Genomic DNA, 23,926 nt, shown 5'->3' with positions numbered 1-23,926 from the left:
GTCGAGATCGGTGGCGACCAGTGCGGGCGCGGTGCCGGTCACGGGCGGGGTATTCACGGCAGGTCCTTGATCAGTCCCATGCAGGAGTAGGCCAAGTCGGGAACCTCCTCGACGGGAACGTCGCGAGCGGCCGCGAGCATCCGGATATGGGCGTGCTCGTCGGCGGTGATGTCGCGCACCAGAACCTTCCAGGGAACGCGGCGCAACAGCACGCGGGTGGTCTCTCCGACACCGGGTTTGACGAAGTTGACGCTCGAGATGCCGTACTGCGCCCGCACCCGTTCGACGGACTCCCAGCCGGCCCAGGTGGGGGTGCGGTCGGATTCGAGCACTGCCTGCGCGGCCGATGCGACGTCGCCGCACGTGTCGAACTCTGCGGCGACGGTGTCCAGCAGATGATTCGACACGTCGTCCGCGGCCAACTCGGCGTAGAACTTGGCGCCGTGGAACTCCCCGGGGCCGATCAGGCTGTCGTTGAGGACCGTCCGCGAGACCAGTCCGGAGACGGTGGAGTTCAGGCAGGCCGAGGCGATGAGGAAGTCGTCGCGAGTGCCGTAGGTGCGGACGCAATGGCCGGGGTCGGCGAGTACCGCGAGATCGTCGGACAGGACGGGACCGCCCCGCGCGGTGTATTCGGCCAGCGCAGCGGACAGTTCACGCGCGATCGCGCCCTTGCCCGTCCAGCCGTCGACGAAGACGACCGAAGCGGGATCGTGCCGCGCGGTGATGTGATCGAGGGCGGCGGAGTCGATTCCGCGGCCCCGGACGATCGACACGGCGTAGTGCGGCAGCGTCAACCCGTGGTGGTGCAGTGCCCACCGGCGGATCAGGATGCCGATCGGGGTGCCCGCCCGTGCGAGCGACACGAGGGTCAGGTCGGTTCCGCGTTCGGAGAGAAGCAGTTCGGTGACCGTGCCCACCGCGTGCGCCAACCGACCCGCTGTGCCGGCCAGTGCCTTGTCGAACAGTTCGCGGTAGGCGGCGTCGGGTTGGTACTCGATCGGCAGGGACTCCGCGTAGTGCGCGAGACCCGCCTGGATGCGTGCCTCCCGTTCGGCGATGTCGCCCTCGAGGTCGGCGTGGGAGAGATCCTTGAGCAGCCACGTCACCTCGTCGGGCGCGTAGGAGCCGAACGCGGGTCCGGTCAGTGGCACGGTCATACGGTCTCCCTGTGGGTGCGCAGCACCGTCGGATCGGTGGCGGGCACGATCACGACGAGGACGTCCTCGCCGGCAGCAGTGAGCACGTCGAGAACACCTGCCGGTGCGCGTAGACGGTCGGTGTCGGCGGGTGAATCGATGACGAGGATCAGCTCGGCGCGCACCTCGGTCGGCGTGGGCCACTGCGCGTTGTAGAGGAAACGCGGCACCTCGTTCTCGAACTCGCTGTCGATGTGTTCGGGTGCGGTGAAACGGAATCCGCGGCGCAAGGGATATCCGTCGACGTCCATCACGTGGACGGGGGAGCGCGTCGTGGTCTGGAACCGGGCGGGGGTGCCGCGGTCGACGAGTGCCTCGGCGAGTCGCAGCGGCAGGTACATCAATTCCTCGTGTCCGACGACGACGGCGGGTCGCCGGGCGTCGCGTACGTCCACGATCGTGTCGGCGAGCGTCGACAGAGCCGCATCGAAGGCCGCCGCGTCGGTGCGCAACATCCCGTGCCGCCCGCCGTCGGGTACATGGGACGGCCACGCCGCGTGGAGGAACCGGACGTCGCCGCGTTGCTCCCCCACCGGATTGAGGAGAGGGTCGGGCAATGCTGCAACCTGCGCGACGAGATCGTCGGGGACGACGGATCGCCCGGCGGCCAGGCTCACGTGCTCGATGGTCGTACCGAGTTCCGTCGCGACCTCCGCCGTCCTGCGGCGATCCTGTTCCGAGCGCATGTCGACGAGGGAGGCGAGGATGTAACGATTACGCGGATGATCGCGGTGCAGCGCGCGGATGGCGTCGAGGGCTGTTGCTCCCGTGGAGATCTCGTCGTCGACGAGGACGAGCGGCGCGGCGTTGGCGAACAGTGCGCCGGAGGTCGGCTGCAGCAGGTGGAAGGTCGCGTGCGAGTGCCCCTCCTCGAATCCGGTGAGCACCTCCGCTCCGGGAACCTGACGTCGCGTCGAGTGCAGACAGCATGCGGCGTCGAGGGCGTCGGCCACGCAGTGACCGAGACCCGTTGCGGTCTCGGCGAATCCCATGACGACGGCGTCGGATGCCGCATCACCGAGAAGGTCGGCGACGAGCCGGCCGAGACGGTGACCGGCACCGCGCACCGCGGTCGGCTCGGTGGGGATGTGCTTGCCGAGGACCGTGGAGACGAGCAGGTGCGCACGCCGCGGATTGCGCCGCAGCCCGGGCCGGACGAGCTCGGGAACCGTGTAACCGCACGACGACTCCACATGTTCGAGAGCGAATCCGAGCTCTGCGGTGGCCCAGGGGATATCGAGGATGTCGGTCATCGGTCCACCAGCGCAGTCAGCAGGTCGACGAAGGTGATCCCCTTACGGGTGACACCGAACACCGACGCGCGCAACAGGGTCTGCTCGGCCCACGTGCGGTGAGGTCGTCGTTCGTTCATCTTGTTGCCGTATCCCGAGGCCTGCACACCACCGGTGTCGCGATCGAGGATGTCGGTCGCATCGTGGAACTCCTCGTGGGTCACGGCCGACAGGGCATGTACCGCAGCGACATGCGACGGATGGATGACGGTCTTGCCCTGGATGCCGTTGGCGCGGTCGAGGGCGATCTCGCGCAGCAGACCGTCGAGGTCGCGGCTGACGAGCTGCTGACGGAACAGCACGGCATCCTGTTCCTCGAAGGGTGTCGAGCGCAGCATCGGTCGGAACATGCGTTCGTGGTCGGCGAAGTACTCCCAGACGGGCCCGGTGATGACGAAACCCGTTCCGTCGGTACGCCCGAGGTGGTTGACGATGTCGGCGATCACGTCGACGACGACCCGGACGTCGTAGATCGTCAGGTCGCGGTCGCGCCGGATACCGAAGGTCGCGCACATGTCGGTCGCGCCGATCCGGACGGCGAGGACGCGGTGACGGTGCTCGGCGAGGATGCCTGAGATCGCGCGCAATTCGCCGTCGCGGGTCTCGCGGTGGACGACCTCGGCCGACTCGATGACGGGCATCGCGTAGAGGTGACGGCCGAGGAGGTCCGACGCCGCGGCCACCGACTCGAGGAAGACGGGGCCGGTGTGTGCGGTGAACTTCGGCACCACGAATCCGGTCAGCACGGCCTTGCCGGCACCGAGCATCGACGCGATCCGCCCGACACCGTCGGCGGTGCGGACACGGACGAACAACATCATCGGCGACGGTCCGCGTTCGGCGAGCGCATCGAGCGTCGCGACTGCGTTCTGCAGGCCCTGCTCGACCTCGTCGTCGGCGACGGCGTCCTCGAGGTCGAGCACCATCGACGTCACACCCTCGGTCGCACGCTTCGAGATGGTCGCGACGAGATCGCCGCGCGTCGCGGGTACGTAGAGCGTGGCGCCGAGAGCGGTCGCCAGGCGGTCGCGATCGTCGCTGTGCCCGAACGGCTCGGGACGGTGCAGGAACAACTCCTCCATCGTCGCGCCGTCGAGATGCCGAAAGTGCTGCATGGCGCGCACTTCGGTAAGCGTGGCCCCCCTCATGCGTTCTCGGTCCGTCCTCTCATCCGATCGACCACTCCTGCGATGAAGGTAGACACCGCATCCAAATCTCTGACGTAGGCCCAGTAGTCGGGGTGCACACCGGTGAGTGCGTCGACGGCCCTGTCGATCCGACTCAACTGCGAGTCGAGAACGGAACCCCATTCTGCGGTGAGACCGCGTTGCACGGCCAGGTGTTGTGCGTCACGGAGGCGGAACCGCACCTCGTCGACCTTGGCCCCCGGATTCTGCCGGACGGAACGCAGCGTAGCGAGTCGTGCGGTCACGGCGTCGACGAGTTCCTCGGCGCGCGACAGTTCGGCACGAATCGCCGCGACCAGCTCGAGGGCTTCCTCGGGGCGGCCGTCCTTCGCTGCCGCCCGTGCGCGTCCGAGCTGGTCCTCCGCGCGAGCGAGCAGTTCGGCGGCCTGTTTCTCGTTCCCGGACAGGTCGGCGGAGCTGGCCGCATTGAACTCGCGCAGCAGCGCGGAGAAGGCCGGGGCGAGGCCTTCCGTACGGGTCCGGACCGCTCCGATCCTGGTGGTGACCGAAGCGAGGGTGCGAGCGGCCTCGTCGCGGCGCCCCGGTGCTGCGGCGAGGGCGTCGAGCAGAGCAGTGGTCGCCTCTTCGACTCGGAGGGCCGCCGTGCGGGTCGCGCCCACGCCGTGCGCCGCATCGAGGCTGTTCAGGGCTTTCTCGAGCGCTTCGGTGGCGGATCGAACCGACGGATAGTTCGCAAAGGCAAAGAAATCCGGGGTCTGCGTCGCGGCGAGGGTGTTGCGCGCTTCGGTACGCATCCGGTGCGCCAGCTCGGGCACCGTGTTCGCCACGGCCGTCATGTGCTCGAGGTGCCCCCGGTTGTTTCCGAAGAATTCATCAAGTGTTCGTGTTGCTTCGGTTATCTGCCGCAGTGCATGCTCGTAGGCCGGAGCAGGTGCGAGCGGTTGTTCCGGATCCGTCACTGCCAGTTGGAGATACGCCTCACCGGCGCGATAACACGCCTGACGGATGGGATCCCACTGGCGGAGCAGGTGCCGTTCGGGTTCGAGCTCGTAGGACGCGGCCACACCGGCCTCGATGACGGACTGGCGCTTGTCCATGTCGAGGAACGCCGCGACCATCGCATCGTGTGCACGACGAGCCGCGGGATCTTCCGTGTTTCCCCCGCCGAACAGGCGGCGCGTCCATCGGCTCGCCACAGAACCGAATGGTACTGGGCGCGCGTCCACCGGGCCGATCCGTCACCTTTCCGCCGGTCGGAACCGTGGTTCGTGCGGGTCACGGAAGTGAGGCGCGGGACCGGGCATAGTGGATATGGGCGTACCCCACGGCAACAACTAGTGTGGGGAGAAACGCACACCGGGCGTGCCCTATACCGGTACGTCGACCGTTGGAACGATCGAAAGGACCCCGCATGGGCGTCAGCTTGACCAAGGGCGGAAACGTCTCCCTCACCAAGGAAGCTCCGAACCTGACGGCAGTGGCCGTCGGCCTGGGCTGGGACGTTCGCACCACCACCGGCACCGACTTCGACCTCGATGCCAGCGCCATCGCTACCGGGGCCGACAAGAAGGTCGTCTCCGACCAGCACTTCGTCTTCTTCAACAACCTCAAGTCGCCCGACGGTGCCATCGAGCACGCCGGCGACAACCGCACCGGTGAGGGCGAAGGCGACGACGAGGTCATCAACGTCGACCTCGCCGCCACCCCGGCGAACATCGAGAGCATCTTCTTCCCGGTCTCGATCTACGATGCCGATTCCCGCAGCCAGTCGTTCGGCCAGGTCCGCAACGCGTACATCCGCGTCGTCGACCGCGCGAACGGCAACGAACTCGCTCGTTACGACCTGTCCGAGGACGCCTCGACCGAGACCGCCATGGTCTTCGGCGAGCTGTACCGCAACGGTGCGGAGTGGAAGTTCCGCGCCATCGGCCAGGGCTACGCGTCCGGTCTCGCGGGTATCGCCCGCGACTACGGCGTCAACGTCTAGTTCGTTTCTTCCGGGTTCCGGCTTCGGTCGCAGTACCGAAGCCGGAACCGACGTGCAGTAACCACCCTGCAACGCCCTGATTCCGATTAGAAAGGCCACGCTTCGTGGTTCTGCGAATATTCGGTCCGTCGATGGCCGTCACCGTCATATCTCTCGTGGTGGCGTTCCTCTACGGCGGCCCGCAAGCTCTGTTCCTCTGCGTGATCCTCGGCATCCTCGAGGTCTCGCTGTCGTTCGACAACGCGGTCATCAACGCCACCGTGCTGCGCCGGATGAGCGAGTTCTGGCAGAAGATCTTCCTCACCGTCGGCATCCTCATCGCCGTCTTCGGTATGCGTCTGGTGTTCCCGCTCGCGATCGTGTGGATCGCGTCCGGGCTCGGCCCCATCGCGGCACTCGACCTCGCGTTGAATCCGCCGCCGGACGGAGCCGCCTACTTCCCGGACGGCAGCCCCAGCTACGAGACCCTGATCACCGATGCGCATCCGCAGATCGCGGCGTTCGGCGGCATGTTCCTGCTGATGCTCTTCCTGCACTTCATCCTCGAAGAGCGCGAGATCAAGTGGCTCGAATGGCTCGAGCGTCCCCTCGCGAAGGCCGGCAAGCTCGAGCAGCTCGAGGTCGTCGTCGCCACCGCGCTGCTGCTCATCACGGCCACCGTCATCGCACCCGAGGACAAGGTCTCGACCGTCATGATCGCCGGCGCGCTCGGCATGATCACCTACATCGCGGTCAACGGACTCGGCGAGATGTTCCACATCCCCGAGGAAGGCGAAGAGCCCAACGGCGGACCGAGTGGCCTCGCGAAGGCTACCGGTAAGGCCGGCTTCTTCCTTTTCCTCTACCTCGAGGTGCTCGACGCGTCGTTCTCGTTCGACGGTGTCATCGGCGCCTTCGCCATCACGTCCGACCCGATCATCATCGCCCTGGGCCTCGGCTTCATCGGCGCGATGTTCGTCCGCTCGATCACCATCTTCCTGGTGCGCAAGGGCACTCTGTCCGACTACGTGTACCTCGAGCACGGTGCTCACTGGGCCATCGGTGCGCTGGCACTGATCCTGCTGTACTCGATCGGCACCCACGTGCCGGAGGTCATCACCGGCCTGGTCGGTGTCGCCCTCATCGGTGCGGCATTCGCCTCGAGCATCTACCGCAACCGCAAGATCGCGGCGAGGGAAGGCGAAGATGCTGTGAAGAGCACCATCCCCTGATCCTCGACAGTTCGAACATATGCCGATGGGAGCCCTCGATCCGACATCTCGGATCGGGGGCTCCCATTGTTTTTCCGTACCCCGTGCGCATCCGCGCGCAGCCACTCCGACGAAAGGCTCGACATGGCCATCGACTACAACAAGAAGCCCGAGCAGAACGCAGGCGGCGTCAACCTGAGCAAGATCAACCTCACCAAGGAATCCCCCACCGTGAGCCTGTCGAAGGCCGGGTCCGGGCAGGGCGTCACGCGGGTGAACCTCAACTGGTCGCGCGGTGAGCAGAAGAAGGGCTTCCTCGCGAAACTCACCGGGGCGAGCGGCGGTGTGGACCTCGACCTCGGTTGCCTGTTCGAACTCGCCGACGGATCCAAGGGCGTCATCCAGGCACTCGGAAACAGCTTCGGGGCACTGAACACCCCGCCGTACATCCACCTCGACGGCGACGACCGCACCGGCTCGAACACCGGGGGCGAGAACATGCACGTCAACCTCGAGCGCCCCGAACTGTTCAAGCGTGTGCTGATCTTCGCGATGATCTACGAGGGCGCGCCGAACTGGGCTGCCGTGGACGGCGTCGTGACGCTGACCCCGCCGTCGGGTCCGCAGATCGAGGTGCGTCTGGATTCGCCGAACAACGGCGCACGTATCTGCGCGATCGCGATGCTGCAGAACACCGGGCAGGGCATCACCGTCGAGCGACTGGTGCAGTACATCGACGGCAGCCAGTCCGACCTCGACCGCGCGTTCGGGTGGGGCATGCAGTGGCAGGCGGGGCGTAAGTAGCCCCTATTGCGAATTTCTTTCCGGCCTGGTGGCCGGTCACGGGAGATCCCGCCGACGCATGTCGGCGGGATCTCGGTGGCTCCGGCCCCGCTCAGCGGGGTCGAAGACACCGAAGTGTGTGCGTCCGGTTCTCTCGGGCGGGATGTCGATTGCCGAACCGGAATGTCAGTTTCGGTGGAGAGCGAGGACCGGAATGGTGCGCACCCCGCGGGTCTTCTCCTCGTACTCGGCGAAGCCGGGGTAGCGGCGAGCCTGCTCGGCATAGATACGGTCGCGCTCGGCGCCGGTGATCTCTTCTACCGTGACCTCGAAGGTCTCGGTGCCGATCTCGACCTCCGCTCGACCGGCGGTGGTGAGGTTGTAGTACCAGGCCGGGTGGGAAGGTGCACCCCCTTTGCTCGCGAAGACGTACACGGTCGCGGCGTCCTCCGCGTCCGGCAGATACAGCGTCGGAGTCACCGTCTCGCGACCGCTCTTGCGACCCCGATGATGCACGAGCGCCATGGGCGCACCCTCGAAGTTGCCGCCGACCCGGCCTCCGTTGGCCCGGAACTCGGCGATCACCTGCGCATTCCAGTCGTCGGACGAACTCATGGGAGAAATCCTCCTGGCTACTGCAGTCGGCTACGAACCACCGTAATCATGTAGAGGACCACGGGGTCCGGAACGAGGAATCACGAGCGGTCGGTGGTCGCCGCCAGGGATCCCAACAGCCGAAGTTTGTCGTCACTGGGCGAGCCGGCGGAGGCCCGGTACACGATCAACTGATGTCCAGGTGCGCTGCGAACGTCGAATGCGTTGTATTCGAGGACGAGATCGCCGACGGCAGGATGCCGGAACTCCTTGGCCTCGTGTGTTTTGCCCCGCACATCGTGCCGATTCCACAGTTCGCGGAACTCCGCGCTCGCATCGTGCACCTCGAGAACGAGGGCACGAACGTCGTCGACCGAGCCGGTGTGGCCCAGAGCGAGCCGGAGATTCGCGACGCACGACGTCGTGGCGCGCTCCCAATCGGTGAAGAAGCGGCGCCCGAAGGGATCGAGGAAGGTCATGCGCACGAGATTGTCGATGCGCTCGAAGCCGCTGTAGAGCGCACCGGCGAGCTCGTTGTACGCGAGAACATCCAACCGGCGGTCGATGATGAGCGCGGGTGTGTGCGACCAGGATGAGAGAAGCTCCCGAAGCGAATCGTCCACGGTCTTCCGCACCGGAGTGGGCGGTGTCGGAGCCAGTCCCGCGAGACGGAACAGGTGCTCGCGCAGGTCGGTGTCGAGAGCCAGTGCGCCGGCGAGGGCGTTGAGAACCGCCGGAGACGGATTCCGTTCGCGACCCTGTTCGAGTCGCGTGTAGTAGTCGACGCTGACACCGGCGAGCATGGCAACTTCCTCGCGACGCAGACCGGAGACCCGCCGCCCCGACTGCGCCGTGATGCCGACATCCGACGGCTGCACGTGCCCGCGTCGCGCCTTGAGGAAGGTTCCGAGTTCGGTGGAGGCCATGAGACGACGCTAGCTCCCCGGATGCGGTACAGACAGGCCCTGGTGCACCCAGGCACACACCGGCCTGTTCCGGCCGCCCATCCGCCCCGACAGTGGAACTCGCCGGATCTCCCGGCAACCCGATCCTCATCTGGAGTACACATGACCATCCCCTTCACTCCCGAATTGTTCGAACTCATCCGCGAGAACGCCGGCGGGCATCGTCCGCTCCTGTTCGGCAATGCCCGGATCATCACCGGCGACTCCCTGATCGGCGATTTCGACCGCGGCGACGTCCTGCTCGGTGGCTCTCGTGTGGTCGGTATCGGCCCCGGCCTGTTGACCGCTGCCGACGACGACGGTGCCATCGTCATCGATTGCGCCGGGTACGTCATCGTGCCCGCAATCGTCGACGTCATGCGGCTCCGTGGGTTGCGTCCGACTTCCTTCCGGTCACCATCCGCGCTTGCACCCGGCAATCCGGCAACCTTCGCGATCCTGCCCGTTTCTCGCGACGACTCGGAAACAGATGTGCTGCAACGATTCATCGATGATGCCGACGCCGCGCACACGGTCGTCGTCGACGGTGAGATCGCCCTCTGGGGCGGTCGATCGGTCCACGCCGACGACCCGACGGAGACCCCGACCGCCACGGACGTGGCATCGGACCGTCATCTCGGAACTTGGATCGACGAAACGGATTTCGTGCACCAGCACCTGACCGCGGACGGTCGCTACGACGAGACCCGCGGTGGACGCCCGCATGCATATCAGGGCTCCTATCGGATCACCGGCGACCGCATCGACTACCGCGACGACCTCGGATTCTGGGCATTCGGCGAATTCGTCGACGGCACCCTGCAGCACGCCGGTTACACCTTCCACCGCGCCTGACACTCATCGGAAAGCCACCACAATGAAGACAACTCTCGCCGATTTCACCGCGGCCCACGACAGCGACCGTCCGATCCTGCTGACCGGCGGCGCCGTCGTCACCATGGACCCCTCGATCCCGGACCTCGATGCCGGCGACGTCCTGCTCGTCGGCTCGCAGATCATCGCGATCGGCGCCGACCTACGCTCCGATCCCGGGCACGGTGCCGCAGCAGCCTCGGCACTCGTGGTCGACACCCGCGGCGCGATCGTCGGCCCCGGTTTCGTCGACACCCACCGTCACGCCTGGGAAGCGCAACTGCGCCGGAGCATTCCCGACGTTTCCGACCTCGGCGAATATGTCATGTCGACCCTGGCCGGCGTCGCCCCGAACTACGCACCGGAGGACATGTACATCGGTACCCGTCTCGCCGCGCTGACCGCGCTCGACTCGGGCATCACCACCATGCTCGACTTCTCGCACAACTCCCGCACTTCCGCGCACTCCGATGCTGCACTGAATGCGCTCATCGACACCGGAATTCGGGGCGTGCATGCCTCGATGGGTCCTCACTTCGGTGAGTGGGATCGTCAATGGCCCAAGGATATGAACCGGTTGGTGAGCGACTTCCACGGCGCCGCAGACGGTCTCGTCACGGTGCGGCTGGCCGCCCTGGCGACCGACGAGATCGCCGGACCTGCGATCGCCTACGGGCCCGAACTCGCTGCTTTCGCACGTGATCTCGGTGTGTGGACGAGCATCGACGCGGTTTTCGGGATACCGTCGTCGGAGGCGATCCTGCGCTGGGCACGGATGGGGATCCTCGATCCGACCCTCACCTTGATCCATGCGACCGGCCTGACCCCCGAGGCATGGACGGCGATGGGGGATGCCGGTGTCACGGTTTCCCTCGCCCCGACCTCCGACGCCCAGATCGGCCTCGAATCGGCGGTGCCCGCTGTGGACGAGGCTCTCGCCGTCGGGATCCGGCCGGGTCTGAGCATCGACGTGGAGGTCGCGCTCGCGAGCGACATGTTCACCCAGATGCGGACCCTGCATGCCATCCAACGCATGCGCGCCACCAATGCTGCATACGGAACGGAGGAGACCCGCAACCGGATCACCACCCGCGACGTCCTCGACTTCGCCACCCTGCAAGGCGCGCATGCCAACGCGCTCGGGCACGTCACCGGTTCGCTGACACCGGGCAAGGAGGCCGACCTGCTCATCGTCCGCGCCGACGACATCAACAACATGCCGCTCAACGACGCCGTCGGCACCCTCGTGCTCGGCTCCGACGCACGCAACATCGACACCGTCCTCGTCGCCGGCAACCCGCGCAAGTGGGCGGGTTCGCTGGTCGGCGAGGACATCGACGCCCTGCGCGAGGCCGTGATCCGTTCCCGCAACGCCATCATCGGGCGGGTGGCGGCGACACTGTGACGACCTCCAGGGAAGTGAAGGACATGAAACAAGCCGGGCACCCGTTCGTCGGACTGTGGGTGACCGCCGACGGTAACATCCGCCAGCGTCTCCTGCCGGAGGGGCGATACGTCGAGGCCCGCGGCAGCCGGGAAGCTGCCTACACCGGTGACTACCGGATCGAAGGAACGATGATCTATTACCGTGACGACACCGGCTTTTCCGCCGACGGTGAGTTCCGCGACGACGTGCTGTACCACGCGGGAATGGTCATGTATCGGCACCTGAGAGCGCGGCAGTAGGAGTGCCGATCCGGACGATGGTCATGCGGGCCGTTCGGTCGCAGCCAGGAGCTCGTGCAGCACGCCTTCCTGGAAAGTCCATGCTTGCCGACCTGAAGGCGGAAGCTCACCGGAGCGTGCTGCGATGGACTGTTCGATCGCCTCGACCGGCTGGTAGCCGGTCCCGAGTAACCGTCGGCCGGCGTCGATTTTGGACAGCCACTTCCCGTAGCGATGTCGAACCAGCGCGCGACAGGCTCCGAGGACCGCGTCGTCGGCTCCGGGTGCGGGCCGGTCATCGGCTGGGCCGGGCAGCGCCATCCACCAGCGCAGCGAGTCGACCAATAGGCTCTGTAGTTCCTCCGGTGCCAGCTCGGCGAATGTCTCCGGGGCCGGCGGTCCCGCCAACACCCGGCCGCTCTGGTGCAGGATGCTGCGGTCCAGTCCGTACCAGAACGTCCCGTCGATTGCAGGGCGGTCTGTGGGCTGAAGTGTCTGCCGAAAGGCCATGTCCGGCCCGTCGTTCAACTCGAGCTCGAAGCCCGGTTCTCCGGTGCCCGACTGCGCCGTAGCCATGGTGTAGACCACCAGTTCCAGGCCCCGGGCCGGACATGGTAGGGCGCTGTGCCGCAGCCGAGCGATCAACTCCCGCTTCATCGTTTCGCTCAGGGGGTCGCGGCAGAGCAGGGCGATGTCGATGTCGCTGCGGCCGGGATGGAAGGCGTTCAGGGCGAGCGACCCGGCCGCGTACGCCCCGACGAACTCCGCACCGAGCACCTCCCGGGCAGTGTCCAGGACGGCTTCGAGGTATGGCTCTACATCGATATTCGGCACCACCCCATCATGCGCGGCACACCGTGCCGTGCACACGATGCATGCCTCTACGTAGTGAGGCGCACGATGCAGGCCACCCAAGTATGGTCACTGAGCTTTCCGGTCTCCTCCGTGATGGCCCACGTCCGCAGACCTGTGCAGGCCAGGTCGGAAGCGATGTGATCGATCCACGGCCCGTGCTCGACCTCACCACCGGTATGCAGACTCCATCGGCTCATTACCGCCATGGATCGTGGATTACCCCGGTAACCGTGGTTCGTGTCGACAGGCCGCGCGAGCATGCCACCGAAGCGCCTCGATCCGCAACCGAGAGGCGACCAAATTACTGGTTGACACAACAAGTTCTTGGTATCTGGCACAGTACATCGACAGTCTGATCTCGGTCGCACGTTTTGGTAAGGAATGACAGGGCACGTGTGCCGAAAACTATTGTGGGAAAATCGGTTTAATCATAAGGCTATGACTTGGTGTATCTGATGTGGCCCGATCGGTTCGGATGGGGCTGAGGAGTTGAGACGCTCTACTTCCGGAGGGAAGGACTGGGTTGGGGATGAGCGCTGGAGTTTGGCTGCTTATGTCAAACACGTGTGGTGGTGCGCTAATTGTCATTAGCGCACCATCAACGCCGAAACCCCAGCTGAGCGCGTTTTCCTGTCCGATCATGTCGGTGCGGGCCGGTAGGCTCCCGTTTCGTGCCCGACGACCTGATCAACCGCCGCCCGGACGACCCCTTCGTGCCGGTGCCGACCCCCGGGGACCCTACAGTTCCGGCGCTGTCGGCCGAGGACCTCGCGAAGGTGGCGGGGACCGTCTCGCGGTCACGGTCCGAGTCGACGCTCCGCAACTACGCCGCGGACTGGCAGCGGTTCACCGCCTGGTGCCAGCGCGAAGGGCATGTCGCGTTGCCGGCGCATCCGCTCACCGTCGCCGCCTATCTCCTCGATGCCGCCGCGACCGTGACCGAGGCGGGGGAGCGGGCCTACTCCCCCTCCACCTTGGCCCGGTGGGTCGCCGGGATCGGCTACCACCACCGCCGCGCCGGCTATCCCGCCCCCGGCAGCGACGAACTGGTCACCGCCACCTTGTCCGGGATCCGGCGGGACTACGCCGCGGCGGGGGAGCGGCCCCGCACCCCGCGGGCGCCGCTGCTCACCGCCGACATCGTCACCATCGTCGAGCGGGCGCGGACGGACAGCGATAGCTGGGCCGCGGAGGTGCTGGAACGTCGCGACAGTGCGATCCTGCTGCTCGGCTTCGCCGGAGCGTTCCGCCGCAGCGAACTCGTCGCCCTGAACTGCAGTGACATCTCGCTGCACCGGCTCGACGGCCTGCACATCAAACTCCGCAAGACCAAGACCGATCAGGAAGGCCGCGGCACTGTCCGGGCCCTGCCGTTCACCCACAGCCACGTCAGTTGTCCGCCGTGTGCGTGGCTGCGGTGGGCGCAGGTCGTCGCCGCCTTCGACTCCGGGGGCCGCCCCGCTGTCATCCGGCTGCTGCGCACCGCCGAACCCTTCGAAGCGCACGTGTGCCGCGGTGTGCGGCCGCGCATGGTTCCGGCGTCGCCGTTCCTGCGGTCGATCCGCAAGAACGGCAACCTCTCCGACACCGCCCTGTCGGGAGCGGCAGTGCACAAGGCCATTCGGCGCCGCGCCGCCCAAGCCGGCTACGATCCCGAGATCGTCCAGCAGCTCGGTGGGCATTCGCTGCGGTCCGGGTTCGTCACCCAGGCCTTCCGCAACGGCGCCTCCGCGCACGCGATCATGCGCCAGACCGGGCACAGCACCCCCGCCATGCTCGAAACCTACGCCCGCGAACACGCCCCGCTGATCGGCAACGCCGTCACCAACCTTGGGCTTTGAGCGCGATGATCCACGCTGATCGGACAGTTCACCGCCGCACCGATGTTCACGATGCCGACCTCGGCCTGAAGATCCCCGCCCGCTACCGGCACGACTGGGCGCTGTTCGCCGACTGGTGCGCGGCCGCCGACCACCGCCCCATCCCCGCCGCACCCGAAACCCTGGCACTGTTCCTGCACGAACACCCGGCCGCGGTCGCGACGCAGCGACGCCGCCTGTCGGCGATCAACGCCGTCCACACCCGCCACGGCTACCCGCCGCCGGGTCGGACCGAGACCGTGCGCCGACACCTCGACACCACCCGAGCCTCGCGTCTCGACCGGCTCGGACGGCTACTGCTGCAGCGAGCCGTCGAGTTGCCCACCACCGGCTGGCCGAGCGGCCTGTTCGGCCGCCGCGACGCCCTCCTGTTGATCCTGGCCGCGACCGGGATGAGCTTCACCGACATCACCCGGCTGCGCCGCCGCGACCTCCGCCTCGACGGCAACACCCCCATGGTCACCACCCGGGCCGGCGAACAGTTCCGGCTCGGACCGGATCCCGAGACCGGGGACAACCCCGCGGTCGAGATCTACCGGCGATGGGCGGAGATCCAAGCGTTCCTCGATCAATATCCCGGCACCCATCTGCTGCGCCATCACCTCACCGACCCCATCGAAATCCTCGTGGATCCGCTCGATGCGGAGCAGGCCCGCCAGCCGTTGCTGTGTCCGATCGACCGCTGGGGTCACCTTCCACATGCGCAACCGATGACCCCACAATCGGTATCGGCGCTGTTACGGGCACACCTGTCCGGCCAGGTCCCGATACGTAGGACGCTGCCCGTTCTTCCACAGGACGACACCGGTGTGCCGGTCGAGTCCGATGTCACCCTCAGTTCCGGCTATTACGACCGCGGCACTGCCGCCCGGCACCGAGATCTTGAGGCCCTCGAGGACCTCACCGACGTCTTCGACGAGATCGAGGCCCGCACCGATGCATTACTCCAGGATCTGGTGGGAGTGCTGGAAGGGCTGTAGGCGCTCTACCCAAACTGCGAGCCAGTCCGGTCCACGCCGTTCACACGCGCGCAGCGCAACGATTCGTCGATATCCACCGCGGTACGGATCGGCATCGTGTGCGGGTGGGAATAACCGGGCGTATCATCCTGCCTCGACCTCGATCCGGTACCGGATCACCCGAGTGGACACCCATTCACGGGAAAACCCCATTGCGCTGGCGATATGCGCTTTGGGCCAGTCGTCTCGGTGGCCCTCGACGAGGAGCAATCTTCCGAGATAGGTCGTGCGGACATTACCGTAGGACAAGAGAACCTCCGAGCGGATGTGGGCCTGAGACAAGCCCCACCCCGCTCGGAGGTTCTCTTCGCATCAAGTCGACACGCCTGCTACCGACGTCCCGACCGGGTACAGCTAGCTGGTGGTGAAGAAGCTGGGCTTACCGGTGAAACCTGCAGACACCGACCACAATCCGTCGGCTCCGGCCGGAACAGCAACGCAGACGTTCCCTTCCGCGATACCACCGGGATAGACCTCGTCCACGTCATTGAGGTTATCGGGGATCACGCCGCAGCTGTCGCTGTACGTCTTGTTGTCCGAGCCAACGAACTTGACCGTCAGATCGGTCCAGGCGAGTCCGGTGTCATTACCGGTATAGGTTGCCGTGACCGGCACGATCCAAAATTCCATTCCCGGCGCCGGAGGATCGTTGAACGGGTTTTCGGCGCTGACCTCATCGCCGGCCTCGCGGGGAGTACCAAGAACGATGTTCCACTCGTCGTTGACGACCGACGCGCCGATGGGAAGGGGGTTGTCCCGGCTGCCGGGAGCGTCTTGGCTGTCGCCGCTTGTCACGGGACTATCGCCGGACGTGGATTCGGCTACCGATAGGTCCGATCCGCCGAACGCTTCGTCAACAGCATCTGTGACCACGGTGAAGAAGACGATGAAACCGACAATGGTGCCCACGATCGCGATGATGACTGCAGCGATACTTGTGCCTTTGGCCTTGCCGGATTGGAATAGACCCACGATGCCGAGGATGAAAGCGATCGGGAGCAGAATCCACCCGACGATGAGAGCACCGGGAATGCAGGCGAAGACGAAGCCGATCACGGCCGTGATGACAGCAATCAAACCGACGGTGTTCTTCTGCTTCACCGGCTGCTCAGGATTCGGGGGGTAGGCGGCGTAATCTGGCGGCGGCATGGTCATAGTCGTGTCCTCTATCAGTGTCATGTTTTCGTCGCGCGGAGAAGCCCGTCTGCGCCCGGCACAATGCTGCACTGGGCGATCCGACATCCACCTGCGACTGCCTTGTTTTCGAGACGTACTCCCCGAAGTACTTGCTCAGATGTAATCAGACACCAGTGACAAACACGAAAACGTGTTCCCCGACAGATGAGTGATTCCCCGGCGCGTTGAGGGCGGTCCCCGGCAGTCTTTCCGGGACCGTCGTTTTCGCTACGAGTGGGTTCCGGGCACCGATCAGCGTGGTTACCGGCGCGGACGCAAACCATCGGTCCAGGTCATGCGTGGTGTGCTCGACCTGCACCGATGGAAGGACTGTGGTTGACGTAAGAGCGCCTATCCGCGAGCTCCGAGTGGGCCGGAGGGTTGGCGAACCCAGTCTGTGCCCGTTTCCGGGACGCAAACCGGTCGACGACCGCATCGCACACGGTGGCATCCTGTTCGTCCTGTGCCCACTCACTGCCCACACAACAAAGCACCCTGCGTTTTCCGGCTCGCGGGCGCTTTGTTATCGCCCAAACCTATGAGGCGGAGCCAGTATTCGCCGATCCGGTGGAGATAGCCGTGAGGATCGTGAGAAGAAGGCAATCGAACGTCCCCTGTCCTCCCACGAAGTCGCACATGTGACCGGGCGGCGAGGCGACAGGGCCGTCCGCAGACGCGACACCTGCCGAGCCGAGTGCAAACGTGGCCGTGGCCGCTGTGACGACGAGGAACTTACGAAGCATGGGGGTCGTTTCCTTCCAATGCTGAATATGCTCAGTTGCTTATAGTTTCGACGACTCGATTGTTACAGATGGGTTCACACCGGTAGCACCCGCGACCGGCAGGGTTCATGGCCTCTGTTGCTCGTCGAGGATACGGTTGGTCAACTCGATGCTGGCCAGGTAGACCCAGAAGACCCAGTCGAGGTAGAAGTCGTCGTAGTCGCGCTTCTGGCCGGCGTTCTGATGGCGGATGTGGAAGCCGTTGGCGATCTCGAACAGTGCACCTCGATCAGACTTCGCCAGCGCATCGGTCAGAACGTCATGCCGACGCTCCTCGAGAATCAGCGCCAGCACTGCAATGGCGGAGCGTTTTTGGTTTCGATCGGCGCCGCGCTCACGGAACAGTGCTAACGCGTGGCGCACCTGCTCGGTGGCTGGTTCCTCGTCGGAGCGGTTCGCGACAGCGGCCACCAGGTCCCCGCGCACTACGTCGGTGACGGTCACCAGTCTGCCGATGTCTTCACCTTCTTCGGCCAGTCTCAATCCAGTGTCACCGCGGTCGAAGATTTTGTTCACTCGCCACCGGTAGATGGCGCGGCCGGTGTCGATGTCGAAGTCTTCTCGATGCCAGCCGCAATCGCCGAACTGGTGGTAGAAGCTCGGCTTGCGTGGGCGTGCGATACTGTCGTGCAGTACCTCGACGATCGAGTAGAACAGGTCGAGGTCGGCCGCGAGCGCGTCGGCGTCGAGAGGCCACGCGTCCTTCTCGCCCAGTTCTCGTTCGATCACGATCGATGCATGATCACCACGGTCATCGTCGACACAGTTCACGCCGAAGCGTCGATCGAAATAACAGGCATCGTCGAGTTCACGGATCAGGGAGACGAATTCGCGAGCAACCGTCTGGATGGACCAACGCACATTGTCCCCACGCCGAGAACTGCCTCGGCGGTCTCTCCAGTACGGCCGTCGCGGGGGAGCGTCCTCGTACAAGGCATCGGCATTCGTCATCAAATCCTTGAGGAACTTCTGCGCATCGGTCATCGCAGTAGCACTGGTCGGTTGCCTGTCCCAGGATGCAGTTTGGGAGCGGATCTCGTTGAAGTCGGCGACGGGGCCTCCGGCATGATCGCTCACGAATGCATCGGTGAGCAGGAGCAGGCAACGATCGTCCCAATCCGGATACTGACGTTGATTGAGCAGCTTCGATGCTTCGGCCACGAACAGGGTCCGTGGCCACACCAGCTGGTAATCCGGTTCTGACAGGCGTTCCTTCACGGCCACGATTCTCGGTGACGGCCAGTTCGCTCGGCTTCACCGGGGCGATGCGTGTCGAAGGGCCACATGCAGCGGACTCAGTACGAGTGCCCTGTCGGCGATAGCTCGTTCAGGCGCTTGTGTTGTAGGCGGTGCGGGCAGCGCGCACCAGCTCACGGACAGCGCCGGAAGCGTGGTCGAGGTTCAACGGGGGTGCCCACTGCTCGATGACGGCAGGTTCGACCGCGGCCGGGTGCGGGTGTTCGCACCACGACAGTCGCAGGTGGGTGTGCATCCAGGCGGTCAGCCGGGCCTCGTCCTCGGGAACGAGCACGACCCGGTCGGTACGTTCGGTGCGGTAGTTCTGCTCGTGGAGCAGCAGGCCGGCGAGGGTGCGGCGCAGTGTGGAGCTGCCGCTGCGCCGCAGATGATTGCCGGTGCTTCGGCGACGCAGGTTCGAGGCGATCCCGACATACAGCAACCGCAGATTTTCCACCTCGGGGTGAGCGGGACCGGGCAGCTGCGGTAGCACCGACGGAGCCGCCCACCACGCATACAGCCCTGCTGTCTTCGGCAGCGCGGTCAGCTCGTCGAGCCGGTGCGTGGCGGTGCTCCGTGCAGTAATGACAGCTGCCGGTGCGAGGACGTCGCGGTCGGTCATCGTGGTGATCTGTCCTCTCGAAACGGGTGGGCGGCGCGTCCCCCGGACAGGCGGGTCGGGGTGGCGAATGGCCTGGCGAGGTTGTTACCACGTGAGGGAGCGGGCGATCTGCGCGATTGCCGCCTCGAAGCGTTCGCGGCCGCCGGGGGAGTTCAAACCGCGAGCCGAGCAGTGCGGGATCGTGCCGGGCAGAACGTACAGCTCCCGGGTGATGCCGGCTCGGGCCCAGCCGTCGCGGGCAGCCGCACCCAGCAGTAGCACCTGTTCGAGTTTCGGGCACAGGTCGACGACCTGCCGGGTCCAGCGCACCGCCCGGGCGCGTTCGGCTGCGGTCGAGCCACCATTCTTGACTCCGGCGACGGGGAAGGGCACCACATTCGATTGGGCCTTCACCGACGACAACGTCGTCCATCGTTGCCAGTTACGTAACGGGCTGCTGGTCCATTTTCCCACCGACGGATCGTTGCCGGCGCCCGATGCCACCATCGGTTTGACCCGAGCGGCTCTGATCGCGGTGATGCTCGGTGGTGCCGATCCGGCACCGCTTCTCGCGGACGGCACCATCACCAGCGACGGAATGGATGCAGCGTTAGCGAGGCTGATGGGCTTTCTCGACGACCCGGACCCGGACTTCACGATCGTCACCCCGTAAGAAGGCGGTGAGAGCAGGGTGTTCGCCGATCTCACCGCTGCTAATTCGCCTCGATCTGTTCGATGGTCGAGCCGACGGTGTGCACGACCTGCAGCTGCGGATCCCACGGCACGATCGCCTGGACCGCGGCATCGAGTTCGGCCACGGGCGGCAGGGAGGCAGGCCCGAGGACGGACACAGTAACGGTGGTGCCGCGCCACTGCACTCCGGTGACCTGGGCGCCGGGTGTCTGGTCGAGCCAGAGTTCCGCGCGGGCCGAGATCTGCTCGGCCCACAAGGATGCAAGCGAATTGACGACCATCGGGACCGAGACGACGACCAGCGCAACCGACAACACGAGGTACGCTCGTCGCCACCGCGACCCACCCTCGCGCGCCGCGTCCCGGCCGTAGCCTGCCGCCACCAGAACCAGCGTGGCGGTGATGATCAGAGCAACGGCGTTGGAGGCGAACAGCACGAATGCACCGAGCGCGAGAGTCGGTGCTCCCGAACCGAGACACACCCCGACCACGCCGAGAGGCGGAACCAGCGAGATCGCGATGGCGACCCCGGGCAGTACATCCCCGACATCGCGTCGGGCCACCGCGACAGCTCCGACCAATCCTGTGGCCAACGCCGCAACCAGATCCATCAACGTCGGCGATGTGCGCCCCAGAACCTGCGAATTGGCCAGCACATTACCGGGATTGGGCAGGACCCGAGCGAACAGAACTCCGAGAACAACGACCAGTACGATCCCGGCAACGATACGGACGATGCTGCGCACGATCAGTGCACGCCTACCGACGGTGATACCCAGCCCCACTCCGAGGATCGGGGTGGACAACGGAGCGACGATCATCGCGCCGATCACGGTGGCCGTCGAATCGCTGACCACCCCGGCCACGGCGATCACCGCCGACAGTGCCAGCATCGTCCAGAATGCGGACCTCTTCGCCTGCCGATCGCCGACCGACAGATCCAGACGTTCGTCGAGCTCGGCGAGACTTCGCCGCTGACCGGCAGGCACCACGGAGTCGAACATGACAGTCTCCTCGAACAATTGTCGACGCGAGCCGACCCTCATCCACGCTCTCAGCACGGACGAGTCGAACACAGGTCAGCATCGGAACGGGGATGAAATGTGCTGCGCAGTAGGGACACCAGGCGCTGGCGTGTCCGGTATACCGATCCCGAATGCTGCTCTGTCGACGAGTGTGCCCGCCATCGGAACAAAGTGTCGAACCGGGCAACGATCAGCGCAGTGCACATCTGGGGGCGACCGGATTCCTGTCAACCGGAGCGATCCTCGTCGGAACTGCCCGACCGGATGGTCGACGCAGTCGACCCAACATCGCCGCCATGCCCCGCAAACCCACTGCGTAGCCGCGCCACCCGAATGTCGACGTTTCGTCGGTGGGATAATCAGTGTGCCTGTCCGCCAGCTTTACCCCGCATCCTCAGCCGGTGCTGACGACTGTAGATCAGCGGCACGAATTTTGGTCGGGATCCGGCGCGGTGCCGCCGATCTGCTCGCCCGCTATCTCGAACGTCCCGACTGCCGACCCCGGAAAAGACCGCTCGGCCTCGGAACCCTCGCGAACCCGCACTATCTGGCAAATGGCCGTCGGGCCGCGGGGCCCGGGGAGGATTCGGTAATCGCGTCAGGGTGTCGATTGCGCGAGGCTGGTTGTCCCGGCGACACGGGTGGTTGCCGAGTCGTTGGCGACGACGAGTGCGGTCAGTACTGTCGTCGCGGCACGGACGCGCACAGCCGGATGGCGTTCACGGACGGATCGGCCCCAGCAGCGTCAGCGCATCATCGGTGGTCGGTTCGCCGGCGGCCACCGCGAAGGTGTCGAAGGCGGCCGCGAGATCGTCACGCTGCGCGGCAGTCAATCTTTTCAGTACCGCCGCGATGGCGTCACGTCGATGGTCGGTGACGGTCTGGACGAGATCGGCGCCGGCCTGCGTGAGTGTCAGTGCGAGTCTGCGGCGGTCGTCCGGCGCGTCACGCCGGTCCAGTAGCCCCGCCTTGATGAGCTTGTCGACAGCTCTGCTGGCGTTGGAGGGATCGACTGCGAGTTCGTCCGCTATGACGGCAAGACTGAGCGGGCCTCGCGTGCCGACGAGCACGAGGATGCGCAAGTGGGGGATGCTCACGCGGTCTTCCACCTCGGCGACCGATGCTGCCGCTATCCCCACCAATGCGCGCGAGGCCCACATCACCGCATCGACCTGCCGATCGAATTTTTTCCTGGACCGGCGCGGCGGGGAAGAGCGGGCAACAGCGTTCATGACGTCATCTTCCGGCAGTACCTGCGATTCGGCAATCATTGCGCTCCTGCACACATGCTGATGCGTGGCTGTGCAGCGTCGGGGTCCGGCTGTGGGCGAATCGCACTTCCGGAGGAGGACGACGATGACATCAGGGTCGGTGTTGCTTTGTCCTGATATCGACAGTGCTGGCGCACAGATAGTATGAAGAGCGCACGAGGGGCGAGATTGTGGGGGCTTTGCCTCGCTCGGGAGGCTTGGTACCAAAGGTCCTCGACGGGGTGCTTCGAGCTGGATGCACGAGCATCCCTCTGTTGGCTCTGTGTCTGCCGGATCGTCGTGTGTGTCAGCGGGCGACGTCGATCACCACGCGGGTCGGGTCGTCGAGGGAGTACACCGCGAAGGGCAGGTTTGGGTCGGTGAGGCCGATGAAGGACTGGGTGGCGCCTTCGAAGATCGTCGCGCCGGTGACCTCGACGACCGCACCACCCGCTCGCCCACGGACCGGGAAGGGACCGGTGTAGGGCGTGACCTCGCTGGTGAACGGATAGGCGGAGCCACTGATCCGGACCTCGAGAACCGAGTCGCCGGCGACAGGTGTCGGGTCGCCGCTGCCGACCTCGATCGCCCGGTCGACATAGCCGACCCGCCAGCCGGGGGTGCCGCGGCCGTCGAGTTCGTAGACCACGCGATCGAACCCATCGTGGGCGCCGGTGCGAATGTCGGTGACGGTCAGCGCCGCGTCGGCGTCGGCCGGTGCGGTCTTGTCCGCCGCATCGACCGGGACGGTGCCGGGGGTATGGGTAGTGGTGGCCACCGCGACAGCGGCGGCCGGGACGGGATCAGCCTCATCGGAGGCGGCCGAGCATCCGGTCAACACCACCGCGGTGGTGGCAGCGGCCGACATGATGCGGATGTGAGTGGTGGGAATCATGCTTTGAGAGTGACCCCTGTGCAGTCAGGACAAACCGGGCCCGGTCCAGATCCGCACAGGACGCCGACACGGACGAGAACCTCTGTCGCGCAGAGTCGTCGCGATGTCATGGGCTCGCCGGCAGGGGTGGGAGCGGCCGCTCGGTGGGCAGCGGTTCGTTCGGGGTCCAGGCGTCGAAGGGCACCGTGCCGGCTCGTTCGAAGGTGAAGGTCACCGGGTGGGTCAGGCCGGGTCGGATCGCTTCGGCGGGGAATCGGCCGCGCACCGTCAAGGGCCGATCCGGTGCCGCGGTCGGTCGGAGTTGTTCGATGGGTTCTCCGGCGGCCAGGGAACTGCCGGGCAGCAGTTCGCGTGCCTGATCGGAGGCCTCGAGTGTCAACTCTCCGGCGGGGGAATCGATCGAGACGAGCCGGTCGGTCGTGGAGGACTGGTTGACGACGGTGAAGGCCAGGGTGACCTGGCCGTATCGGGGGACGGCGGGATCGGTGGGCTCGGCCTCGAAGTACACATTGCGCAGCAGCAGGTCGCCGAGTTCGGCGTTGGTGCCGTTGATGGCGACCTGCTGGGTGTCGGTCTGGGTGATCTGCCCTGCCCCGCATGCGACGAGCAGAAGTGCTGTTGATACGAGAACGAGGAGCGACCAGGCGCGACGATGCGCGGCCGAGATGCGGTGAGCGTGTAGGCGACGGTGTGCAGGCGGTGCCACAGGGTCTCCTTAAGTTCGTAGGTGCAGTTACTTCGTGAGAGTTACGTTGAGCTGTAACCCGGGCGGGCCGGGCGAGGCTGCATAAGGTTTGCCCACTCTCGAGTGGGGCTTGAAAGGACTGGCCACCCGACCT

Annotated in this window: 24 protein-coding genes and 1 pseudogene; 9 read left to right on the top strand and 16 right to left on the bottom strand. The window is 65.8% G+C overall.

Going from position 1 to position 23,926, the window contains the following annotated elements:
* Positions 1-53: 53 nt before the first annotated feature.
* Genes B9C99_RS22065 through B9C99_RS22050 form a run of 4 tightly spaced genes read right to left on the bottom strand, consistent with a single transcriptional unit; the run spans position 54 to position 4,757 of the window.
* A complete protein-coding gene (locus B9C99_RS22065) occupies positions 54-1,160 on the bottom strand; it encodes a cysteine protease StiP family protein (protein ID WP_088899350.1) in 1,107 nt (368 codons plus the stop codon).
* Entirely contained in the window at positions 1,157-2,452 is a 1,296-nt protein-coding gene (locus tag B9C99_RS22060) for a phosphoribosyltransferase family protein (protein ID WP_088899349.1), read from the bottom strand. The genes B9C99_RS22065 and B9C99_RS22060 overlap by 4 nt, the downstream gene beginning before the upstream one ends.
* Positions 2,449-3,606: an HpcH/HpaI aldolase/citrate lyase family protein gene (locus B9C99_RS22055; protein WP_088899348.1), complete on the bottom strand. Its 1,158-nt coding sequence runs from the start codon at positions 3,604-3,606 to the stop codon at positions 2,449-2,451. The genes B9C99_RS22060 and B9C99_RS22055 overlap by 4 nt, the downstream gene beginning before the upstream one ends.
* 29 nt (positions 3,607-3,635) lie before the next feature.
* Positions 3,636-4,757: a hypothetical protein gene (locus tag B9C99_RS22050; RefSeq protein ID WP_088899347.1), complete on the bottom strand. Its 1,122-nt coding sequence runs from the start codon at positions 4,755-4,757 to the stop codon at positions 3,636-3,638.
* 293 nt (positions 4,758-5,050) lie between these two features.
* On the opposite strand from B9C99_RS22050, the gene B9C99_RS22045 reads away from it, so the two are divergent.
* From B9C99_RS22045 to B9C99_RS22035, 3 genes are all read left to right on the top strand, one after another.
* A complete protein-coding gene (locus tag B9C99_RS22045; RefSeq protein WP_006550710.1) occupies positions 5,051-5,626 on the top strand; it encodes a TerD family protein in 576 nt (191 codons plus the stop codon).
* Positions 5,627-5,730: 104 nt separating this feature from the next.
* Positions 5,731-6,837, top strand: coding sequence for a DUF475 domain-containing protein (locus B9C99_RS22040; RefSeq protein ID WP_088899346.1), 1,107 nt, complete (start codon positions 5,731-5,733; stop codon positions 6,835-6,837).
* 123 nt (positions 6,838-6,960) lie between these two features.
* Positions 6,961-7,620 (top strand): hypothetical protein, encoded by a 660-nt coding sequence (locus tag B9C99_RS22035; protein ID WP_006550708.1) that lies wholly within the window; start codon positions 6,961-6,963, stop codon positions 7,618-7,620.
* A gap of 165 nt (positions 7,621-7,785) precedes the next feature.
* On the opposite strand, the gene B9C99_RS22030 is transcribed toward B9C99_RS22035, so the two are convergent.
* Together B9C99_RS22030 and B9C99_RS22025 are read right to left on the bottom strand one after the other, a co-directional pair.
* The gene (locus B9C99_RS22030; RefSeq protein ID WP_088899345.1) at positions 7,786-8,214 is read right to left on the bottom strand and encodes a nitroreductase/quinone reductase family protein; all 429 of its coding nucleotides are present in this window, start codon (positions 8,212-8,214) and stop codon (positions 7,786-7,788) included.
* Positions 8,215-8,294: 80 nt separating this feature from the next.
* Positions 8,295-9,119, bottom strand: coding sequence for a helix-turn-helix transcriptional regulator (locus B9C99_RS22025; protein ID WP_016692565.1), 825 nt, complete (start codon positions 9,117-9,119; stop codon positions 8,295-8,297).
* 141 nt (positions 9,120-9,260) lie between these two features.
* Here B9C99_RS22025 and B9C99_RS22020 point away from each other — a divergent pair, with 141 nt between their 5' ends.
* The 3 genes from B9C99_RS22020 to B9C99_RS22010 are packed head-to-tail and all read left to right on the top strand — an operon-like array spanning position 9,261 to position 11,696.
* The gene (locus B9C99_RS22020; protein WP_016692566.1) at positions 9,261-9,992 is read left to right on the top strand and encodes an Atu4866 domain-containing protein; all 732 of its coding nucleotides are present in this window, start codon (positions 9,261-9,263) and stop codon (positions 9,990-9,992) included.
* A gap of 22 nt (positions 9,993-10,014) precedes the next feature.
* On the top strand, positions 10,015-11,415 hold the full coding sequence (locus B9C99_RS22015) for an amidohydrolase family protein (RefSeq protein ID WP_016692567.1): 1,401 nt from the start codon (positions 10,015-10,017) through the stop codon (positions 11,413-11,415).
* Positions 11,416-11,438: 23 nt separating this feature from the next.
* A complete protein-coding gene (locus B9C99_RS22010) occupies positions 11,439-11,696 on the top strand; it encodes an Atu4866 domain-containing protein (RefSeq protein WP_006550703.1) in 258 nt (85 codons plus the stop codon).
* A 21-nt stretch (positions 11,697-11,717) separates the two neighbouring features.
* Here the strand turns inward: B9C99_RS22010 and B9C99_RS22005 are convergent, their stop codons facing one another.
* On the bottom strand, positions 11,718-12,509 hold the full coding sequence (locus B9C99_RS22005; protein WP_088899371.1) for a nucleotidyltransferase domain-containing protein: 792 nt from the start codon (positions 12,507-12,509) through the stop codon (positions 11,718-11,720).
* Positions 12,510-13,243: 734 nt separating this feature from the next.
* Here B9C99_RS22005 and B9C99_RS21995 point away from each other — a divergent pair.
* Together B9C99_RS21995 and B9C99_RS21990 are read left to right on the top strand one after the other, a co-directional pair.
* Complete coding sequence (locus B9C99_RS21995) at positions 13,244-14,371, top strand: tyrosine-type recombinase/integrase (RefSeq protein ID WP_253250160.1); 1,128 nt, start codon at positions 13,244-13,246, stop codon at positions 14,369-14,371.
* Positions 14,372-14,376: 5 nt separating this feature from the next.
* Positions 14,377-15,390, top strand: a complete 1,014-nt coding sequence (locus B9C99_RS21990; RefSeq protein ID WP_088899343.1) for a hypothetical protein — start codon at positions 14,377-14,379, stop codon at positions 15,388-15,390.
* A gap of 123 nt (positions 15,391-15,513) precedes the next feature.
* Here the strand turns inward: B9C99_RS21990 and B9C99_RS26385 are convergent, their stop codons facing one another.
* From B9C99_RS26385 to B9C99_RS26190, 5 genes and pseudogenes are all read right to left on the bottom strand, one after another.
* Positions 15,514-15,678, bottom strand: a complete 165-nt coding sequence (locus tag B9C99_RS26385; RefSeq protein WP_172415052.1) for a leucine zipper domain-containing protein — start codon at positions 15,676-15,678, stop codon at positions 15,514-15,516.
* Between the two features lie 105 nt (positions 15,679-15,783).
* Complete coding sequence (locus tag B9C99_RS21985; RefSeq protein ID WP_143543581.1) at positions 15,784-16,584, bottom strand: DUF308 domain-containing protein; 801 nt, start codon at positions 16,582-16,584, stop codon at positions 15,784-15,786.
* 869 nt (positions 16,585-17,453) lie between these two features.
* The gene (locus B9C99_RS21980) at positions 17,454-18,605 is read right to left on the bottom strand and encodes a hypothetical protein (RefSeq protein ID WP_088899370.1); all 1,152 of its coding nucleotides are present in this window, start codon (positions 18,603-18,605) and stop codon (positions 17,454-17,456) included.
* A 109-nt stretch (positions 18,606-18,714) separates the two neighbouring features.
* Positions 18,715-19,245, bottom strand: coding sequence for a GIY-YIG nuclease family protein (locus B9C99_RS21975; RefSeq protein WP_088899341.1), 531 nt, complete (start codon positions 19,243-19,245; stop codon positions 18,715-18,717).
* A gap of 84 nt (positions 19,246-19,329) precedes the next feature.
* Positions 19,330-19,623: pseudogene (locus tag B9C99_RS26190) on the bottom strand (uracil-DNA glycosylase); the annotation flags it as partial.
* Between B9C99_RS26190 and B9C99_RS26185 the strand changes: the two are divergent.
* Positions 19,592-19,897, top strand: a complete 306-nt coding sequence (locus tag B9C99_RS26185; protein WP_253250158.1) for an alkyl sulfatase C-terminal domain-containing protein — start codon at positions 19,592-19,594, stop codon at positions 19,895-19,897. The pseudogene B9C99_RS26190 and the gene B9C99_RS26185 overlap by 32 nt on opposite strands.
* A gap of 40 nt (positions 19,898-19,937) precedes the next feature.
* Here B9C99_RS26185 and B9C99_RS21965 read toward each other — a convergent pair whose 3' ends face one another.
* The 4 genes from B9C99_RS21965 to B9C99_RS21950 all read right to left on the bottom strand — a co-directional run bounded on the left by B9C99_RS21965 (position 19,938) and on the right by B9C99_RS21950 (position 23,793).
* Entirely contained in the window at positions 19,938-20,921 is a 984-nt protein-coding gene (locus B9C99_RS21965) for a TIGR00341 family protein (RefSeq protein ID WP_088899369.1), read from the bottom strand.
* 740 nt (positions 20,922-21,661) lie between these two features.
* The gene (locus B9C99_RS21960; RefSeq protein WP_088899368.1) at positions 21,662-22,174 is read right to left on the bottom strand and encodes a MarR family winged helix-turn-helix transcriptional regulator; all 513 of its coding nucleotides are present in this window, start codon (positions 22,172-22,174) and stop codon (positions 21,662-21,664) included.
* A 325-nt stretch (positions 22,175-22,499) separates the two neighbouring features.
* On the bottom strand, positions 22,500-23,087 hold the full coding sequence (locus B9C99_RS21955; protein ID WP_088899339.1) for a hypothetical protein: 588 nt from the start codon (positions 23,085-23,087) through the stop codon (positions 22,500-22,502).
* Between the two features lie 106 nt (positions 23,088-23,193).
* Positions 23,194-23,793: a hypothetical protein gene (locus B9C99_RS21950; RefSeq protein WP_088899338.1), complete on the bottom strand. Its 600-nt coding sequence runs from the start codon at positions 23,791-23,793 to the stop codon at positions 23,194-23,196.
* Between the last annotated feature and the right edge of the window lie 133 nt (positions 23,794-23,926).

It is taken from the genome of Rhodococcus sp. BUPNP1 (genome assembly GCF_002215235.1).
Taxonomy (GTDB): domain Bacteria; phylum Actinomycetota; class Actinomycetes; order Mycobacteriales; family Mycobacteriaceae; genus Rhodococcus.
This window is presented reverse-complemented; position numbering and strand designations above follow the sequence as displayed.

Excerpts from the sequence above, each read along its gene's own strand:
- B9C99_RS22060 (WP_088899349.1), bottom strand. The coding sequence starts at position 2,452 with ATGACCGACATCCTCGATATCCCCTGGGCCACCGCAGAGCTCGGATTC.
- B9C99_RS22010 (WP_006550703.1), top strand. The coding sequence starts at position 11,439 with ATGAAACAAGCCGGGCACCCGTTCGTCGGACTGTGGGTGACCGCCGAC.
- B9C99_RS22055 (WP_088899348.1), bottom strand. The coding sequence starts at position 3,606 with ATGCAGCACTTTCGGCATCTCGACGGCGCGACGATGGAGGAGTTGTTC.
- B9C99_RS21985 (WP_143543581.1), bottom strand. The coding sequence starts at position 16,584 with ATGACCATGCCGCCGCCAGATTACGCCGCCTACCCCCCGAATCCTGAG.
- B9C99_RS21955 (WP_088899339.1), bottom strand. The coding sequence starts at position 23,087 with ATGATTCCCACCACTCACATCCGCATCATGTCGGCCGCTGCCACCACC.
- B9C99_RS21975 (WP_088899341.1), bottom strand. The coding sequence starts at position 19,245 with ATGACCGACCGCGACGTCCTCGCACCGGCAGCTGTCATTACTGCACGG.
- B9C99_RS22035 (WP_006550708.1), top strand. The coding sequence starts at position 6,961 with ATGGCCATCGACTACAACAAGAAGCCCGAGCAGAACGCAGGCGGCGTC.
- B9C99_RS22065 (WP_088899350.1), bottom strand. The coding sequence starts at position 1,160 with ATGACCGTGCCACTGACCGGACCCGCGTTCGGCTCCTACGCGCCCGAC.
- B9C99_RS22025 (WP_016692565.1), bottom strand. The coding sequence starts at position 9,119 with ATGGCCTCCACCGAACTCGGAACCTTCCTCAAGGCGCGACGCGGGCAC.
- B9C99_RS21960 (WP_088899368.1), bottom strand. The coding sequence starts at position 22,174 with ATGAACGCTGTTGCCCGCTCTTCCCCGCCGCGCCGGTCCAGGAAAAAA.
- B9C99_RS22020 (WP_016692566.1), top strand. The coding sequence starts at position 9,261 with ATGACCATCCCCTTCACTCCCGAATTGTTCGAACTCATCCGCGAGAAC.
- B9C99_RS22015 (WP_016692567.1), top strand. The coding sequence starts at position 10,015 with ATGAAGACAACTCTCGCCGATTTCACCGCGGCCCACGACAGCGACCGT.
- B9C99_RS21990 (WP_088899343.1), top strand. The coding sequence starts at position 14,377 with ATGATCCACGCTGATCGGACAGTTCACCGCCGCACCGATGTTCACGAT.
- B9C99_RS22045 (WP_006550710.1), top strand. The coding sequence starts at position 5,051 with ATGGGCGTCAGCTTGACCAAGGGCGGAAACGTCTCCCTCACCAAGGAA.
- B9C99_RS22050 (WP_088899347.1), bottom strand. The coding sequence starts at position 4,757 with ATGGTCGCGGCGTTCCTCGACATGGACAAGCGCCAGTCCGTCATCGAG.
- B9C99_RS22030 (WP_088899345.1), bottom strand. The coding sequence starts at position 8,214 with ATGAGTTCGTCCGACGACTGGAATGCGCAGGTGATCGCCGAGTTCCGG.
- B9C99_RS21965 (WP_088899369.1), bottom strand. The coding sequence starts at position 20,921 with ATGTTCGACTCCGTGGTGCCTGCCGGTCAGCGGCGAAGTCTCGCCGAG.